The organism is Nitratireductor sp. StC3 (assembly GCF_003015025.1).
Lineage (GTDB): Bacteria > Pseudomonadota > Alphaproteobacteria > Rhizobiales > Rhizobiaceae > Mangrovimarina > Mangrovimarina alexandrii.
In genome coordinates, this window is the sequence record NZ_PYBP01000018.1 from 26,429 (window position 1) to 42,690 (window position 16,262).

13 protein-coding genes are annotated in these 16,262 nt (G+C 59.1%); 12 read left to right on the forward strand and 1 reads right to left on the reverse strand.

Annotated features, from left to right (window positions below):
- Positions 1–42: 42 nt before the first annotated feature.
- Positions 43–1,023 carry an endonuclease/exonuclease/phosphatase family protein gene (locus C7T96_RS22610; protein ID WP_106573521.1) on the reverse strand — a complete coding sequence of 327 codons (981 nt, stop codon included), beginning with the start codon at positions 1,021–1,023 and terminating at the stop codon, positions 43–45.
- Between the two features lie 217 nt (positions 1,024–1,240).
- Here C7T96_RS22610 and C7T96_RS22615 point away from each other — a divergent pair, with 217 nt between their 5' ends.
- The 12 genes from C7T96_RS22615 (at position 1,241) to C7T96_RS22670 (ending at position 15,497) form a co-directional block, all read left to right on the forward strand.
- Positions 1,241–1,969 (forward strand): response regulator, encoded by a 729-nt coding sequence (locus C7T96_RS22615; RefSeq protein WP_199190557.1) that lies wholly within the window; start codon positions 1,241–1,243, stop codon positions 1,967–1,969.
- Positions 1,966–3,402: an ATP-binding protein gene (locus C7T96_RS22620; protein ID WP_106573522.1), complete on the forward strand. Its 1,437-nt coding sequence runs from the start codon at positions 1,966–1,968 to the stop codon at positions 3,400–3,402. Before C7T96_RS22615 ends, C7T96_RS22620 begins: the two co-directional genes overlap by 4 nt.
- A 348-nt stretch (positions 3,403–3,750) precedes the next feature.
- Positions 3,751–5,298: an FtsH protease activity modulator HflK gene (gene hflK, locus C7T96_RS22625; protein WP_106573523.1), complete on the forward strand. Its 1,548-nt coding sequence runs from the start codon at positions 3,751–3,753 to the stop codon at positions 5,296–5,298.
- Positions 5,299–5,321: 23 nt separating this feature from the next.
- Positions 5,322–6,284 carry a protease modulator HflC gene (locus C7T96_RS22630; protein WP_106573524.1) on the forward strand — a complete coding sequence of 321 codons (963 nt, stop codon included), beginning with the start codon at positions 5,322–5,324 and terminating at the stop codon, positions 6,282–6,284.
- Positions 6,281–7,408 (forward strand): FtsH protease activity modulator HflK, encoded by a 1,128-nt coding sequence (gene hflK, locus C7T96_RS22635; RefSeq protein WP_106573525.1) that lies wholly within the window; start codon positions 6,281–6,283, stop codon positions 7,406–7,408. The genes C7T96_RS22630 and hflK (C7T96_RS22635) overlap by 4 nt, the downstream gene beginning before the upstream one ends.
- Positions 7,409–7,410: 2 nt before the next feature.
- A complete protein-coding gene (locus C7T96_RS22640) occupies positions 7,411–9,588 on the forward strand; it encodes a peptidylprolyl isomerase (RefSeq protein ID WP_245414224.1) in 2,178 nt (725 codons plus the stop codon).
- A gap of 81 nt (positions 9,589–9,669) precedes the next feature.
- A complete protein-coding gene (locus tag C7T96_RS22645; protein ID WP_106573527.1) occupies positions 9,670–12,348 on the forward strand; it encodes a heavy metal translocating P-type ATPase in 2,679 nt (892 codons plus the stop codon).
- 89 nt (positions 12,349–12,437) lie between these two features.
- Entirely contained in the window at positions 12,438–12,944 is a 507-nt protein-coding gene (locus C7T96_RS22650; protein WP_245414225.1) for a copper chaperone PCu(A)C, read from the forward strand.
- Positions 12,941–13,561 (forward strand): SCO family protein, encoded by a 621-nt coding sequence (locus C7T96_RS22655; protein WP_106573528.1) that lies wholly within the window; start codon positions 12,941–12,943, stop codon positions 13,559–13,561. Before C7T96_RS22650 ends, C7T96_RS22655 begins: the two co-directional genes overlap by 4 nt.
- Positions 13,562–13,564: 3 nt before the next feature.
- Positions 13,565–14,014 carry a disulfide bond formation protein B gene (locus tag C7T96_RS22660; protein WP_106573529.1) on the forward strand — a complete coding sequence of 150 codons (450 nt, stop codon included), beginning with the start codon at positions 13,565–13,567 and terminating at the stop codon, positions 14,012–14,014.
- Positions 14,011–14,667, forward strand: a complete 657-nt coding sequence (locus tag C7T96_RS22665; RefSeq protein WP_106573530.1) for a thioredoxin domain-containing protein — start codon at positions 14,011–14,013, stop codon at positions 14,665–14,667. The genes C7T96_RS22660 and C7T96_RS22665 overlap by 4 nt, the downstream gene beginning before the upstream one ends.
- A 95-nt stretch (positions 14,668–14,762) precedes the next feature.
- Positions 14,763–15,497 carry a heparan-alpha-glucosaminide N-acetyltransferase gene (locus C7T96_RS22670; protein ID WP_106573531.1) on the forward strand — a complete coding sequence of 245 codons (735 nt, stop codon included), beginning with the start codon at positions 14,763–14,765 and terminating at the stop codon, positions 15,495–15,497.
- The last annotated feature ends 765 nt before the right edge of the window (positions 15,498–16,262 follow it).

Below are 16,262 nucleotides of genomic sequence, written 5' to 3' on the forward strand. Positions count from 1 at the left end.
GCATCCGTTCACCGTGCCTGAAGTTGGGATCGATGGCCTGACCTATGGAAGTGTGAGCCTCGCAATGACTGGAAGGTGATTTGAGCCGAATTTTGGCCCCGTCGCCAAACTGTCCAATCCCACCGCTGGCGACAGCACGATGCGATCAATTGGTGTCCCGAGCTGCGTCCACGATCCGAACCTTATGCTGAATCGGGTCGGCAGGGGCCACCATCGGGATTCAGTCGTCCTGTAACCCGTGGAGGACAACAGGTCTTTGAAGAAGGGAGACCACGAGCCGGTGTTCCAGTCACCCGCGACGACAACGGGAGTGTCCTGGCGTTCGGACATGAGCGCCCGTGCAAGATCACGCAGATAGGCCGACCGCTCGCGCCACATGCGCGGACTTCTCGGCGTCTGCGGATGAACCGCATAGACGATGAGGGTCCGGCCTCCCACACGCAGTTCATAACGGACGGCAAACCTGCCGCCCGTGTCGGCGCTTTCGGGAGACACGGTTCTCGCGGTCAGGATCGGAAATCGGCTGAACAGCTTCATGTCCGTGTTGGCGTGTAGGTCGCGACTGCTTTCGAATGGCCAGATGCCGCTGGCTGCCAACGCGTCCTGCCATCGCGGCGTCATCTCCTGGAGCACCAGGATGTCGGCGGCCGCGATTGATGGAAGCGAGAGAAAGTCCGCCGGATCGGGGTTATCGACATAGACATTGGCGGTCACCACCGTAAGCGGCGCGCCGATCTGCGAAGAAGCAGGCGGTGGTAGGAAAAAGAACGGGAATACACCGCTCAGCAGCGCTAGTGTCCCGAAAAGTGCCGCGACGAGGTGGCGGAAGGCCAGGCCAAGAACAAACAGGCACGTCGCAGTGAGCAGAAGATGCGGGCGCAGGAAGTTAGCGAGATCAGCAATCCAGATGGTGGTCGCGAGAACCATCGATCCCAACGATGCTGCGGAAAACCCTATGCACAGGGCTGCCATCGCGACGATGCCCGCCCTATGTAGACTACTTGGTGAAAGCGTATCGAGCATTCTGCAGCCGCAAGACGGTCGGGACGCATGAACGAATAGTCCCTCCTCCTCGCTCTTGCCAGTGAGTCAAACTAACGCGGCGACCTACGTCAGAACCCTCTTGAATCTCTAGCAGCTTGAGATTGTACGCTAGGCTGGAGCGAGACTTATCGATCGGCTGAGACAGGAAGCCCGCAAACGTCGCTCACCCTGTGGTAGCGATCAGGGAGTGACCTGTGTGTCAGTGGATGTTTTGAACGGACATATCCTGGTGGTTGATGACCATCAGGACATTCGAGACCTGGTCGCCGGGCTGCTCGCCAAAGAAGGATACCGTGTCAGCGCAGCCGCGGATGGACGACAAATGCGTCGGCAGCTCATCGAAAGCAGCGTCGACCTTGTCGTTCTCGATCTCATGTTGCCAGGAGAGGACGGGCTCACCCTTTGTCGCGATCTCAGAGCCACGACCAACATTCCAGTTGTCATGCTCACCGCGAAAGGCGACGAATTTGATCGTGTCCTCGGTCTCGAGATGGGCGCTGACGACTATCTGACAAAGCCTTTCGGCGGCAGGGAACTCGTGGCCCGAATCCGCGCGGTTCTCAGAAGGACGCGATCCGTTCCCGCAGGAACGCGAAGCAAAACTGCGTGCTTGTGGCGGTTCGACCGCTGGACATTCGACACGGCGACACGCTCTCTGAAGTCGATAGATGATGCGTTGCTTTCCTTGAGCACTGCCGAATTTAACCTGCTGAAAGTATTCGTTGAGCGGCCGCAGATCGTGCTCACGCGGGATCAACTCCTCGATTTGACCCGGGGCCGTGAGTCCGAATTCATTGATCGCAGCATCGACACCCGGATCAGCAGGTTGCGGCGGAAGATCGAGGAGGATCCCCAAAACCCACAAATCCTCAAGACCGTGTGGGGCGACGGCTATGTATTTGCAGCCGACGTGTCGCGTGGATGATCGGTTTGCTCCCGAAAAGCCTGAGCGGCCGGACAGTTGTCATTCTTGTGACGGGCCTTATTGCGACGCATATCGTCACCCTGCTCGTACTGTCAGAAGATCGAGTTGAGTCGTTGACGCGCACAGAAGAGCAACACATCGCCCAGCATATTGCGTCTATTGCGAATATTGTTTCAAACGTTCCAAGCGAATGGAGGGATCGGATCGTTCGTTCCTCTGATGGCCACCTGTTCAACGTCAGAATAACGCAGGACGACACCAACAACACGCTTCAACCTATTGGCACCAGCAACAGCACGCTGGCCGACCTGTTGTTACGACAGGTTCGACCGGGCACGGGCGAACCGATATCGGTGGACATAAGCGACGCTAACCCCGGCAATACGCCGCTTGCGCCAGATAGCTGGCGCCGGTGGCTGGGTTCGCGGATCAGTCGCCTCGCCTATGGGCACGACCGCGACCAGGCTGTGCTGGTCTCGGTTCCGCTGTCAGAGGGTCAAAGGCTCAATTTCTCGACATCGATGCCGCTGGCTTCGGCGCCTGGATGGGAGCGACAGCTGGCGGTTACCGGGACGTTCTTGGTCATCGTATTGGCGCTTTCCCTGTGGGCCATCAGGAAGATGTCGAGCCCTTTGGCACTGTTTGCGCACGCCGCCACCACTTTCGCTCGGAATGTCTATGCGCCGTCCTTGCCCGAGACAGGTCCGAGTGAAGTCCGGGAAGCCGCCCGGGCGTTCAACAACATGCAGAAGCGGGTCCTTCAGACGATCGAAGGGCGTGCCCAAATGCTCGCGGCCATCTCACACGATTTGCGTACGCCGCTGACGACAATTCGTCTTCGGGCGGAGAGTTTGGGCGATTCCGAGGTCCGGCAGCGGATCCTCGCGGCGATCGAGGAGATGGACGCGATGCTTGCTTCCACGCTAGCTTTTGCCAGGGAGGGCACCGCGCAGGAGGAGCCGCAGGCAACGGATATCGGATCGCTGTTGGAGGCGATCTGCAGCGATTTTTCGGACATCGGGCACGACGTCAGCTTTGTGCCTTGCGGCACAATAGTCGCTGCATGCCGCCCACTGGCTTTGAAGCGAGCATTGTCCAATCTCATCGACAACGCGGTCAAATATGGGGAGCGCGCTCATGTGGTTGCCAAGATCAGGGAAGGGATGATCGACATCAGCATCACCGATCAAGGTCCCGGAGTCCCGAATGAAGAGTTGGAGCGCATATTCCAACCGTTCTACCGCATTGAAAGCTCAAGGAACCGCAACACCGGTGGCGCCGGCCTTGGACTGGCCATCGCCCAGATGGCTCTGGATATGCACGGCGGATCTATCCAACTGGAAAACCGCGGCGAAGCTGGCGGTCTTTGCGTACGGGTCCTGATGCCAGTAGGGACAAACGTCGCCAATCGCGGGGCCGCCCCAAGGCATTGATCTCGCCAGCCACGCAAGTAGCCGGCGTCAATGCGCCGGTGACCGACGGACCGGAATGATCGCTTCCACGTCAGCTGAGGGCGACGCTTCAGAAAAGTGTTGCAGAATGTGTCAGAAGTCCTGTGCTGACGAATTCCGCCATGTCCGGGCGAGGTTGCGACGAACTCCTGTAAATTCTGTCGTGTATGTGCAGCGTAGCACCGTGGCTCTCCGTTCGGTTGTGAACAGAGGGAGATGTCGTCAGCCGCTCGCCGCCGCTGTTGACCCAGCCCCCTTTGTCTCGCCGTTTCCCCCGAAGGAGCGTCGCGGCCGCCGAAGCTGTTTCCATTTCGCGAGAGTCGACAGCCGATGGATCGTAAAGAGCGCACCGTATTCGTTACGATCCTCATCAACGGACTTCTGATCCTTTTCAAGTTCTGGTTGTCAGCAGCTTCCGGAAGCCTGGCGCTCCGGTCCAGCGCCATTCATTCCCTCGCGGATCTTGCGATCGGCGTATTCGTTCTGATTGGTCTGTTCCTGAGCCGTACGAAGCTGGCGGCAGCCGCGCAAAACGGGGCTCGCGCCGTGGAAAATTGGGTGGCGCTCCTTGTTTCGGCAGCGATCTTCTATGTCGGGCTGGACATTGTCGGGGAGGTCCTTGCAGGCGAGCCTCCCGATTTGAGGAACCTTGGGCCTATCACCCTGGCCTCTCTCGTTACCGTCGTGGTCGCCTACGTCATTGCCCGCTACAAGCTCTATGTGGGCCGCCAGACAGATTCCCCGGCATTGATTGCCAGCGGCTACCACTCTCAAGTCGACATATATGCGTCGATTGTCGTTGTCGCCGGCTTGGGAGGCGCCGCTCTCGGCCTGGAGAACCTGGACACGGCTGCAGCGGCCATCGTCGTCGTCATGATTTTTCTCTCTGGATTCGAGATCGCCGCTGCTGCGATCACTGCGCTGCGCCATCGTGAGCAGCTGCAAGTGGAAGCCGAGGACGCACACGGTCACCTCCATAGCCGCGGCTGGTTTCGCATTTATGCTCCTATCGCATCGCTCGCCTTGATAGCTCTCTATTTCTTGACCGGCATCTACACGGTCCAGCCCGGGGAAGTGGCGGTGGTGAGGCGCTTCGGAAAGGTGATCGAAGAGGCCGGGCCTGGAATGCACTATCGCTGGCCAAGCCCGATGGAGACCGTCGACGTGGTTGCGCTCGATCTGGTGAGACGAATCGAGACCGGCCCTCTCCAGATGCTGACGGGCGACGAGAACCTCATCTCTGTCCGGGCGAGCGTTCACTTCTCAGTTGGCGACGCTTCGGCATTCGTTCTCAATGTATCCGCGCCGGACGACCTCGTCCTCCAGGCCGGCGTGGGAGCCCTGCGCCAGAGCGTTGGTGAGGACGCGGTTGACGCTGTCCTCACGGTCGACAAGACCGCCATACAGGACAAAGCCGCGAAGGCTGCCCAGGCGTCGCTCGACCGGAGTGCTGCGGGGATCCGGATCGTCGGCGTGCAATTGCTCGAGAGTGCGCCGCCTCCCGAAGTGGCTGATGCATTTCGCGACGTCGCGAGCGCGCGGGAAGATCGCAACACCTTCGTCAACGAGGCGCTCGCCTACCGCAACGAGGTTCTTCCGACCGCACGCGGCGATGCCGACACCGCGCGGCAGGCCGCGCGAGCCTATGCCGCTGAAAAGCTCGCCACATCCGCTGGAGATGCCGCGAACTTCGAATCGCGGCGACAAGCCTACGCGGCGGCGCCGGAGATCACCCGCCAGCGCCTTTACCTCGAGGCCGTGGAGAAATCGCTAGCCGGCGCCAAGAAATTCGTGATGGACCCGACGATCATTCCGCAATCGACGGATCTTTGGATAACGCAACCGGGCAAGGCTCAACTGCTGCCCCCAATGCAATAGGGACGGGCGAGGACCACTACGACATGAAACCAGTTCGAATTGCCGCTCTTGGCGTCTTGGGCCTTGGCTTCCTGGGAGCAACATTGACCCTCTATCAGGTCGACACCACCGAGTACGCGATCGTGACGCAGTTTGGACGGCCCGTCCGCGTGCTCAGTGACCCTGGTCTCTATATCAAAGCGCCCGACCCCATTCAAAGCGTTCTAAAAATCAGCAAGCAAATTCAAGTCTACAACCTACCGAAAACGGAATTCCTAAGTAGCGACAAGAAGAACATTATGGTGGAGGCCTACGCCACCTGGCAAGTAACGGACGCGCTGGCGTTTCTGAAGAACGTCAACAGCCTGCGCGGCGCCAGCACACAGCTCAACGATATTATTAAAGCTGAGCTCGGAGCGGCATTGGGCCAGGTCGAGCTCGGAAATCTCGTCACAGTCGATACCTCACAGGCGAGCCTTCCAGACACCTTGAACGCCGTTAAGGAGCGGGCTGCAGCCCGCACGGGTGCTTATGGCTTCACGGTCACAGATATCCAGCTCAAGGAGCTCACGTTCCCGGAGGCCAACCTCACAAGCGTTTTCCAGCGCATGCGCTCGGAGCGCGAGGCGATCGCACGCCAGTTTCGCTCGGAAGGCGCGGAAGAAGCAGCCAGCATACGAGCGGAAGCCGATACCGAGAAGGCGAAGATTCTCGCCACCGCGAGCCGCGAATCCGCCGAGATCCGTGGGACAGCCGATGCGGAAGCGATTGCGATCTATGCGGGCTCCTTCGGCAGGGACAAGGATTTTTACCGCTTCTCCAGAACGCTAGAAGCCTACGACAAGTTCATTGATGAAGGCACGACGTTGATTTTGCCCGCCGATTCCGAACTGCTTCAGTATCTGGATCCACGAAACGCTCTGAAACTTCCTCCATCGTCGACCGCGACTGCCGGATCGCCGGCCGGATCGCCCAAGGTGACCGCGGATTCGGAGCGCGACAGATGATGGACGAGGATGTGGCAGAATCACCAAAGTCCCCGTCGACGGCGGACGATGGCAGCGGAAAAATTGCCCGCGACGTCGCGATCAAATCGAAGCTCCTTGTTCGCGCCATTGCGGAGGGTGGGCGGTTCGCATTTGCAGACTTCAAGGTCGCTCTCGGCCACCTAAGGCCCGGCCCTCTGCTTGCGGGTGCGGTGATGCTGATCGCTATCGGCTATGCTTTGACCGGCGTCTATTCGGTCGCGCCTGGAGAAGCCGCGGTTGTGCGCCGCTTTGGTGCGATTGTCCAACCCAGTGTTGAACCGGGACTCCACTATCGGCTACCGTGGCCAGTCGACCGCGTGGATATCGTCGATGTTACCAGTGTCCGACGTGAGCAAGTAGGCATAAGCGCTCCCGAGGAAGAGCACATACATCCTGAACCTCCGGCGAAACTTCAGGCGCTCTCCGGCGATACCAATGTTGTCGATGTAGAAGTGATCGTGCAGTATCAGGTGCGCGAGCCAGCCAACTACATACTCAACGTCGAATACGCTCCATATCGCATCGTCCGAGACGCCCTCCGGGCATCGGTCACCAGGCTGGTAACACGTCTGCCGGTTGATGCATTGCTAACCAGCGGACGGCAGTCCTTGCAACAAGCGATCCGCGAGGAGACGCAATCGCGTCTGGATCAGTATCGGACCGGCCTCGTTATCGTCGGCGTTGATCTGCAGAAAGCGTTCCCTCCTGCCAACGTCGCGGATGCCTTCACAGCCGTCAATACCGCGCGCGAGGAAAAGGCCCGTCTGATCAATGAGGCACGAGGATATGCGAACAGCCTCGTCCCGGAAGCCAGGGGTCAGGCACAGCAGCTGAAGGCGCAGGCTGCCGCTTATCGATCCGCCGTTCTGGCGCGCGCAAGCGGAACGGCACGCGCGTTCGATCTTCTTTGGGACGAGTATCGAAAGAACGCGGAAGCTTACGGCGAAGATGTGACCCGATATCGGATGTATCTTGAGACCATCGAGAAAATCATGCCTCGCGTGCAGGTTTATGCTCTGGATACCGCGAAAGGCGGCAGCTTCAACCTGAGACTTTATGGCGCTCAGAATGGCGCACCAACAAACGGTGAGGCAGAGCGCTAGCCATGGCCGATGGTTGGCGTCAGATCTGGTCCGATTTTCGCGATAGCCTCAGAGGAAAGCCATCGAATCCGGACAGCGATCGCACGGTCGAACCTCCAGAATCGGCTGACAGTCACGCTACCATCGCACCCGGTCCACAAATTGCGACTGCCTCGCCAGAACCTCCTGCGTCCGATCCGGCCGCAGCGGATTCCATGCCCGATGACTCGGAGCAGCTCACCCGCCAGCCCACGGAAAGCCCACCGTCGGAGGCAGAATCGACGGCAGACTCAGATCAGGCTCAGCCGGCGCCAGCACGGCGACCGACACTGGGTCAGTATGTGGCGAGCATTTTCGCGATCACGACCATTCCCGCCGCGCTCGTCTTCTTCACGTCGGACTATTTCGCCGACATGGCGCTCCCATCTCCTCCGGCCCCCAACGTCGTCGCGACATTCGAGGGGGGACAGATAACCCTTGAAGACATCGAATCTCACCTGAATGTGCTCTCCTCGTCCACCAGCAGCCCTGGTCCCATGTCGCAAGAAGCGCTTCTTGAGACGGTTGAAGATCTCGTATCCGATCAACTAATTCTCCGATGGGCGGCAAATCGAAAGCCGGAAGCCGACGAGAGCTTCCAACATGCGATCAAACACATAAATGAAAATCTCAATCTCGAATCCTTCGCGGACCAGCTTCATACCGAGCGCATCTCAATCTCCGAGAGCAGCATGCGTGAATACTACGATAAGAACAAAGCACGCTATGAAGGACGTAGCTTTACCGAAGTGCGCGATGAGATACGGCGGACCCTGGTTGCCGAGCAGGAACCCGCTTTTGTCGAAGATTATTTGGAGAAGCTGCGAACGAGCGGATCGATCACTCGCAGTTTCGATCTCCTGGATGTACCTGCTCCGAGCGAGGAGGAGCTTGAGACCTACTACCGACAGAACATCGACCAATTCAAATTGCCACGCCGCGCCATCGTTGATGAACTGGAGTTTAGTGCATCACAATTCGGCCCGAAGGCCCAACAAGAGGCGGCCAGCGCCTTACTGAGCATCCAGGGCGGTGCAACATTCCAGGCGACAGCAGAGCGATTCTCGAAGGCACGTTTTTCATCCCGGGCGGAGGTGCCCGAAGGCAGCAAGAACCCCGATTGGGACAAAAACGTCTTTGCACTGGTTCCCGGGGAACTGGCGAGCGTGTTTCAGGCAGGCGGATCGTATTACGTCGTCCACCTTCAGGAGGTCATGCCCGCGGGCGCAAAGAGCTTAGCCGAAGTCCGCCCGACGATCATGACAACCGTACGCACGCAAAAGGAACAGCGATGGTTCGCGGATAACGGCGAAAAGACGCTCTTCACGATCAAGGGACAGCGCTACAGCCTTCGCGATTTCTACAAGGAATACGAGGAAGCGTCACTTCGCGACCAGTTCGAAGGAGCAGAGGGTCTCAAACGTTTGGCAGACGCGCTGATTGATCGCATGCTCCTGGTATCGGACACCTATGACAGGTTGCTCGACGTCGCAAACAAACCCCTTGCCGACGAAACGCGACTTCGTCTGCTGCGGCAAATGATGGAGCAGGAAGAGGTGGACGACCGGATCGACGTCACCGACGAGCAAATTCAAGCATTCTACTCCGACAATCGCGATCGCCTTGTGAGTCCTCCGAAGTCGAGAATCCGTTATGTCCGTATCGGTCTTGGATCGAGCGAGGCGGACGCGAGTCGTGCACGCGAACGTTCAGACGAAGCCTTTCGGAAGCTGACCGGAGCTGTCCCGGGGGCGGACTTTGCCTCGGTGGCGCAAGAGTATTCCGAGGATGTCGAAACAGCTTCAAAGGGTGGCGAGTTCCCTGATTGGATCGGCGAAAGCGGGGATCCACTAGGCGAACTGATGAGCCACCCATTCCATGAAGCGATTCAAGACATGGAGCCGGGAAAAGTTGGCAAACCTTTCGAGTTGGGAGGCAGCATCTACATCGTGGAAGTGACGGAACGAACCTCGCCGCAGCAGTTAACTCTTGACGAGGCAAAACCCTTTATCGAAGAGTACCTGACCAACCAACAGCATCGCTCTATGGCCGAGGAATTGCAGAGGCGGCAACTCCAAGAAGCCAAGGTGCAATTGTATCCGCAGGTTCTGGAAAAATATCTCACGCGCTCGGCCTCTCGCGACCAACCGCCATCGCAGTAGCGAAGAATCTCTCAAAGCCCCTTGACCCTCTAGCTGCTATAGGTCCTATGACGTAGTCCCTGCGAGACAGGAGACATTGAGATGACCGCTGCAGCACGCCGCACCCGCTTTCGGGTTGAAGGCATGGATTGCGCAAGTTGCGCCGCCAAGATCGACAAAGCGGTCCGACGAATACCGGATGTCAGAGATGTGAACGTGTCGGTTGTTGCTGGCACCATGAGCGTTGAACACGGAGACAAGCTCGATCTCGACACACTGGCCCAAAAGGTCAACCGGCTAGGCTATAAGGCCACACGCCTTGGTGCGGTGAAAAAGTCGAAGGCTGCGGAGCCCGCCCACGGTCAAGACCGGAGGTCCGACCATTCGGACCACGACCACGATCACGATCATTCTGACCATGACCATGCCGGGCATGTTCACGGGCCGGATTGCAAGCACGACCATGCTGATCGCTATCACGCGGGGGACAGTCATTCAGGCGAAGATCGCGCTGCGAGTGGTTCCATCGAGGAGACTACGTCGGCAGGCGCTCATCAGACCCGCTTTCGCGTCGCCGGCATGGATTGCGCGAGCTGTGCGGCAAAGATCGACACGGCAGTGCGCCGCATGCCGGATGTCACCGATGTGAAGGTTTCAGTTGTTGCTGGCACCATGACCGTCACGCACGGGAGCAAGGCTGACCTCGACGGACTTGCCCGCAAGGTCACCAGCCTTGGCTACAAAGCCGCGCCGATAGGCCCTGCCGGACAAAAGCCGGCCACCGTCCCCGCAAACCATGTCCATCGGCCGGACGGTAGGCATGACCAAGCACTGACAGGAAGCGGGATCGCTACCGAGGCGCCTGATGCCCTGGAAGGCATGCACGGCCACGATCACGGGCCGCAGGACGGACCCTGGTGGAAAACCTCTAAAGCGCAATTGACGATCATCTGCGGCATCGCGCTGGCCGTCGCCTTTGGGCTTTCGCAGGTTCTTCCGCAGACCCAGCCGTGGGGCTTCATCATTGCCATGGCCGTCGGGCTCATACCAATTGCGCGACGCGCCTTGCTCGGTGCTGCAAACGGGAGCCCGTTCACAATCGAGACGTTGATGACGGTCGCGGCAGTCGGAGCCGTCATCATCAATGCGGCCGAAGAGGCCGCCGTCGTCGTCTTCCTGTTTCTTGTCGGTGAGCTACTTGAAGGGATAGCGACAGGCCGGGCTCGCGCCTCAATACGGGCGCTCGCAACACTGATGCCGAAGACTGCGCTCCTTGAGCGCGACGGCACCACGCAGACCGTTCCCGCTGAAAGCCTGACGGTAGATGCTGTGGTGCTCGTTCGGCCCGGCGACCGTGTGCCGGCCGACGGCGTCGTGCTCTCCGGTGAAAGCGCGGTCGACGAGGCGCCGGTGACCGGCGAGTCCGTGCCGAAGCGCAAGGAACCCGATGACAAGGTCTTCGCGGGCACTGTGAACCAGGAAGGCGTGCTCCGGGTGCGCGTAACGGCAGCAGCGGCCGACAACACCATTTCCCGCATCATCGCATTGGTCGAGGAGGCCCAGGAGTCCAAGGCGCCGACCGAACGCTTTATTGATCGCTTCTCGAAATATTATACCCCGGGCGTCATGGTGGTGGCTGCACTGATCGCGATCTTGCCGCCGCTGCTGGCCGGCGCGGAATGGAACACCTGGATCTATCGTGGCCTCGCAGTTCTGCTGATCGGATGCCCCTGCGCGCTGGTCATCTCCACGCCTGCGGCGATCGCCGCGGCGCTATCCGCCGGCGCACGCCGTGGTCTCCTGATGAAGGGCGGAGCGGTGCTGGAGAATCTGGGCAAAGTCAACTACGTCGCGCTCGACAAAACGGGGACGCTTACCGAAGGCAAGCCGAAGGTCACCGACATCATCGGTGTGGCACGCGACGAGCGTGAGGTATTGCGGCTCGCAGCGGCCCTCGAGGCCGGATCGAGCCATCCGCTGGCTGTGGCCATCCTGGCAAGGGCGGAGGCTGACAAGGTTCGTGTCGTCGCCGCTACCGATGCCGGCGCTGTTGGCGGCAAGGGTGTGGTGGGGACAGTGGATGCGGTGAAGCTCTTTCTGGCTTCACCGCGCGCTGCGGCCGAAAAGGTCACATTGGACCAAGGGCTGCTATCGCAAATCGCCGCCCTGAACGACGAAGGCAAGACTGTCTCGGTGCTGCTTGCCGGAACGGAGGTGGCGGGCCTCCTCGCAATACGCGACGAGCCGCGAGAGGACGCCAAGACCGGTATAGCCGCACTACGCGCTCTTGGAGCCGAAACCGTCATGCTGACGGGCGACAATGAGCGGACAGCGAAAGCCATAGCCTCGTCGCTCGGCATGGAAACACGCGCTGAACTGATGCCGCAGGACAAACAGAAGATCGTCGGCGAGATGCGCGCGAAGGGCAAGTTCGTGGCCAAGGTCGGTGACGGGATCAACGATGCCCCGGCGCTCGCAGCTGCTGACATCGGCATTGCCATGGGCAGCGGCACGGACGTTGCTCTGGAAACAGCCGATGCGGCCGTCTTGCATGGCCGTGTCAAGGACGTCGCCAATATGGTGGTGTTGTCTCGCCTCACCATGCGTAACATCCTCCAGAATATCACCCTCTCGCTTGGCCTGAAGGCCGTGTTCCTCGTAACCACGGTTCTTGGCGTGACCGGGCTGTGGCCCGCCATTCTTGCCGATACCGGCGCGACGGTATTGGTCACCGCCAATGCCATGCGCCTGCTCGCCTGGAAAGGGCTTCGTGAAACATGATGGCAGGCCTATGCGGCGAAGTGCGTAGTGGTCCCTGTGACACGAAAGGGCGACAAAGCTGCGACAGAAAAATAGTTGGAGGAAACCCATTGTCTTCCGGGTTCAAGCTGACAGTAAAGCCCATTTGCATGTTGGCCGCGATGCTGCTTTCTACGTCAGCTTTTGCGCACCAATTCTCGCAAGGTGATATCAAGATTGGCCATCCGTGGTCACGGGTCACGCCGTCCGCTGCCCCGGTCGCCGGAGCCTATCTGACGGTGACAAATTCAGGTTCACAGCCCGACAGACTGACCGGCGGTTCGACACCGATAGCTGATCGGATCGAAGTCCATCAGATGACCATGGATGACGGCATAGCCCGGATGCGTCCACTTCCCGATGGAATCGAGATCGCTGCAGGAGCCTCGGTCGAGCTGGCGCCAGGCGGCATCCACCTTATGCTCATCAAACCCAACCAGCAGCTGATCGAAGGGAGCAGCTTCAAGGCGACATTGGAGTTCGCCCGGGCCGGAACCGTAGAGATCGAGTTTGTCGTGCAGAGAAACCCCACGGTGGAAACGGGCAGCGGCAATGAGCACGGCGGTCATACGCCGTGAGCGGACTGCGGGCCTTCCGGCTCACGGTGTGGGCCGCCATCGTGGTGCTCGGCATGTTCGTGATCGTGTCGACGCAACTATCCGGTGGCAGTCCCACCGGCGAGACTTCAACTGGCACCGCGAAAGTTGGTGGGCCTTTCTCCTTGGTGTCGCATACCGGCGAACGCGTCGACAATCAGTCGCTGGTCGGTCGACCCTATCTAGTCTTCTTCGGATTTACCTACTGTCCCGACATTTGTCCGACGACGCTGTTCGAGCTAACGGACCTTATGACGGAACTGGGACCTGTAGCCGACGGTTTCGAGGTTCTATTCATCACGGTCGATCCGGAGCGCGATACCCAAGAAGCCTTGGCAAGTTACATGACATCGTTCGACAGCCGGATCCTGGCGCTTCGCGGTACGGCTGCCGAGACAGATGCCGCGCTCAAGGCTTTTTCCGCCTACGCGAAAAAGGTCCCTTTGGAGGCCGGCGAGTACACGATGGACCACACTGCCGGCGTGTTCCTCATGAAATCGGATGGCAGCTTTGGCGGTATGATGGATATGCACGAGCCACGCGAGACGCGGTTGGAAAAGCTTCGTCGCATAGCAAGAGATCAAGTCACGGGTTCTTGATGAATGTTGAACAAATTGTCCAACGACGTGGTGGAGGAGCGCAATGGCTTATGGCTATTGTTCGCTTGGATGATCGCGGTAGCAGCAACGCTCACTGCCTTGTTCATTGGAGAGATCGTTGGGCAGACACCATGCAATCTCTGCTGGTTCCAGAGGATATTTATGTTTCCTCTCGCAATTATCTTGGGAATCGCGGCATTTCGGTCTGATTCCAGCATCAAATTCTATGCATTGCCGCTCGTTGGATTGGGCGCGGCGATCGCCTTGCTTCACACATTGATCTACTTCGGGCTTTTAGAAGAAGCGATAGTCCCGTGCACGCGCGCCGGGCCATCTTGCGCTGGAGAAGCTATGACCATTCTGGGCAGCGTGCCCTTGCCGCTCGCCTCGCTGATTGCCTTTGCGGCAATCGGCGGGCTCCTTTTCCTGTGCCGCCCCGGAGTTTATCGATGAACCGTCGACAGGTGATAGTCGTCTCCGCTGCCGTCGTCTCCACCATCCTCTTCGCGGGGTCTGTGTTCTACTATGACCGTGTTGGTGGAAGCAGTGCTGAGGCGATCTCCGACAATGCCAGCCTCGTCAGAGACTACTCGCCAGTCATCGGACCGGCCAGCGCCCCTGTCACCATCGTGGAGTTCTTCGATCCGTCCTGCGAAGCCTGCCGCGCCTTCTATCCCATCGTAAAGAATATCCTTGCACAATATCCTCAGGACGTCCGACTCGTTCTACGATACGCCGCATTCCACGACGGTTCGGACCAGGCAGTAGGAATCCTTGAAGCCGCACGAAAGCAAGATCTCTTCGAACCCGTCTTGGAAGCTCTCCTGGCCGCGCAGCCGGAATGGGCCCCGCATAGCGGGCCGGTCCTTGACAAGGCATGGCAGGCCGCCGCCGCTGCCGGGTTGGACCTCGAGCGCGCGCGGCAAGACGCCTCTTCACCGGACGTGACAGCAGTCCTCGATCAGGAATCGAAGGACATCGATACGTGGCGGGTTGAGCAGACCCCGACGTTCTTCGTCAACGGCAAGAGCATGCAAACCTTTGGGCCGCAACAGCTCGTCGATCTTGTCGAGAGCGAAGTCAAGCTCGCTCAAGGGACTCAATGAGCCGCACGCGTGGAGCGATGCCCACCCGTTAGCCAAGGCCGGAGCGCCGCGTGAGAGGATCTGCGAATCCACTGCGCAGAGAAGAGGCAAAGACATTGGCCCACGGCCAGCGCGTTGTAGCGATTGACGTCGCACGGGGACTGGCGATCGCAGGCGTCGTCCTGTTTCATATTGTGTGGGATCTGGAATTCACCGGCATGATCAGCGGTGTAGCACGACATCCCGTCTGGCTTGCTTTCGGACGAAGCCTTGCCGGAACATTCATGTTTCTCGTGGGTGTCAGTCTGGTGCTCGCACATCGCGAAACCGTTCACGTGAGATCCTTTACCCGCCGCCTTTTCACCATCATCGCTTACGCGATGGTCATCACGCTGATCACCTGGTTCGTTTTTCCGGACAGCTTCATCTTTTTCGGTATTCTCCACGCGATCGCGGCTGCCACGCTGCTTGGTATACTGTTCTTGCGCGCTAGCGCCTTAGTCTGTTTGGGCGCGGCGACAATAGTGCTGATGCTGCCATTCGTTGTGGATGCACCGGCATTCAACACGCGGTGGCTGGCTTGGATCGGATTTGCAGAACACCCTCCACCCAGCAACGATTTCGTCCCCATTTTTCCGTGGGTCGGCGTCACGCTTCTGGGCATGGCAAGCGCAAAGCTGTTCGCATCTCGACGTGATCGGAGTTCTCTGGGCGACCACACGCAGCAAGGATGGCTTACGAGGATTTTGGTCTGGATGGGAAATCGCAGCTTGCTGATCTATCTCATACATCAACCGATACTGCTTGCGATTATCATTCCACTCTCGTGGGCACTCACCACGCAAAGCTGATTGGGCCATCCGTTCGAGACATGCAGGCAAACTCTTCGGGGCACGGCGTCGCCGGATCGCCGCGGCGATCCCAACGAAGGTCTGGTGTGCCAACGCGACCGATGATGGTCGAGGTGCCATCGGGGAATCTGGTGATCCCCGGACATAAATTGAATGACGATTTGAGTGCAGGACTGGTTTGGGAAAATCGAAATCGGCGACCGCTGGGCGCGATGGACCGGATCGATCGGAGATAGTGATCTGCACCACCACTTCTGCGCTCAAGCGATTTTCACGGCGCACTCGATAACCGTGTTCGATGCGAACAACCGGCCAGTGTCGGGACAATGCATCCTCGTCGAACCGCTCACCCCCCATCGCATCGAAAAAAGGCGGAGACGCCGACATGGTTTTCCTTGAACCGCCCTCGGTCCCTGCAGCCATGGAAGGTCCGTTGCGGGAAAGACTCGCGCAGCAGAAGGCGATTATTGTACTGGACGCGGGGCGGAGGACTAATTTTTGGACACAATGGATGCAAAAGGGTGACGTCGCACCGGCAGTCATCGACTCTCGCGTAGCCTCGGCGGTCGCCGAAATCAATGCACGACTCTGTGAAGGCGTTGCTCGCCTGCCGGATTTCGCCGCATTCGCCGGACTGTCTCCGTGTTGATTTCCGCCGAGAACTGACCCGGGATTGAGGGATTTTTCCATCGAGAAGTGACCCATGTTTGAACCCACCCCTGCTTGATGATCGCAGGGGACATTGGAGTGATAGACATGGCGTTA

What these genes read in the sequence shown, in the direction of transcription:
- C7T96_RS22620 (WP_106573522.1), top strand. Translation starts at nt 1,966, where the DNA reads ATGATCGGTTTGCTCCCGAAAAGCCTGAGCGGCCGGACAGTTGTCATT.
- C7T96_RS22640 (WP_245414224.1), top strand. Translation starts at nt 7,411, where the DNA reads ATGGCCGATGGTTGGCGTCAGATCTGGTCCGATTTTCGCGATAGCCTC.
- C7T96_RS22645 (WP_106573527.1), top strand. Translation starts at nt 9,670, where the DNA reads ATGACCGCTGCAGCACGCCGCACCCGCTTTCGGGTTGAAGGCATGGAT.
- C7T96_RS22630 (WP_106573524.1), top strand. Translation starts at nt 5,322, where the DNA reads ATGAAACCAGTTCGAATTGCCGCTCTTGGCGTCTTGGGCCTTGGCTTC.
- hflK (WP_106573525.1), top strand. Translation starts at nt 6,281, where the DNA reads ATGATGGACGAGGATGTGGCAGAATCACCAAAGTCCCCGTCGACGGCG.
- hflK (WP_106573523.1), top strand. Translation starts at nt 3,751, where the DNA reads ATGGATCGTAAAGAGCGCACCGTATTCGTTACGATCCTCATCAACGGA.
- C7T96_RS22660 (WP_106573529.1), top strand. Translation starts at nt 13,565, where the DNA reads ATGTTGAACAAATTGTCCAACGACGTGGTGGAGGAGCGCAATGGCTTA.
- C7T96_RS22610 (WP_106573521.1), bottom strand. Translation starts at nt 1,023, where the DNA reads ATGCTCGATACGCTTTCACCAAGTAGTCTACATAGGGCGGGCATCGTC.
- C7T96_RS22665 (WP_106573530.1), top strand. Translation starts at nt 14,011, where the DNA reads ATGAACCGTCGACAGGTGATAGTCGTCTCCGCTGCCGTCGTCTCCACC.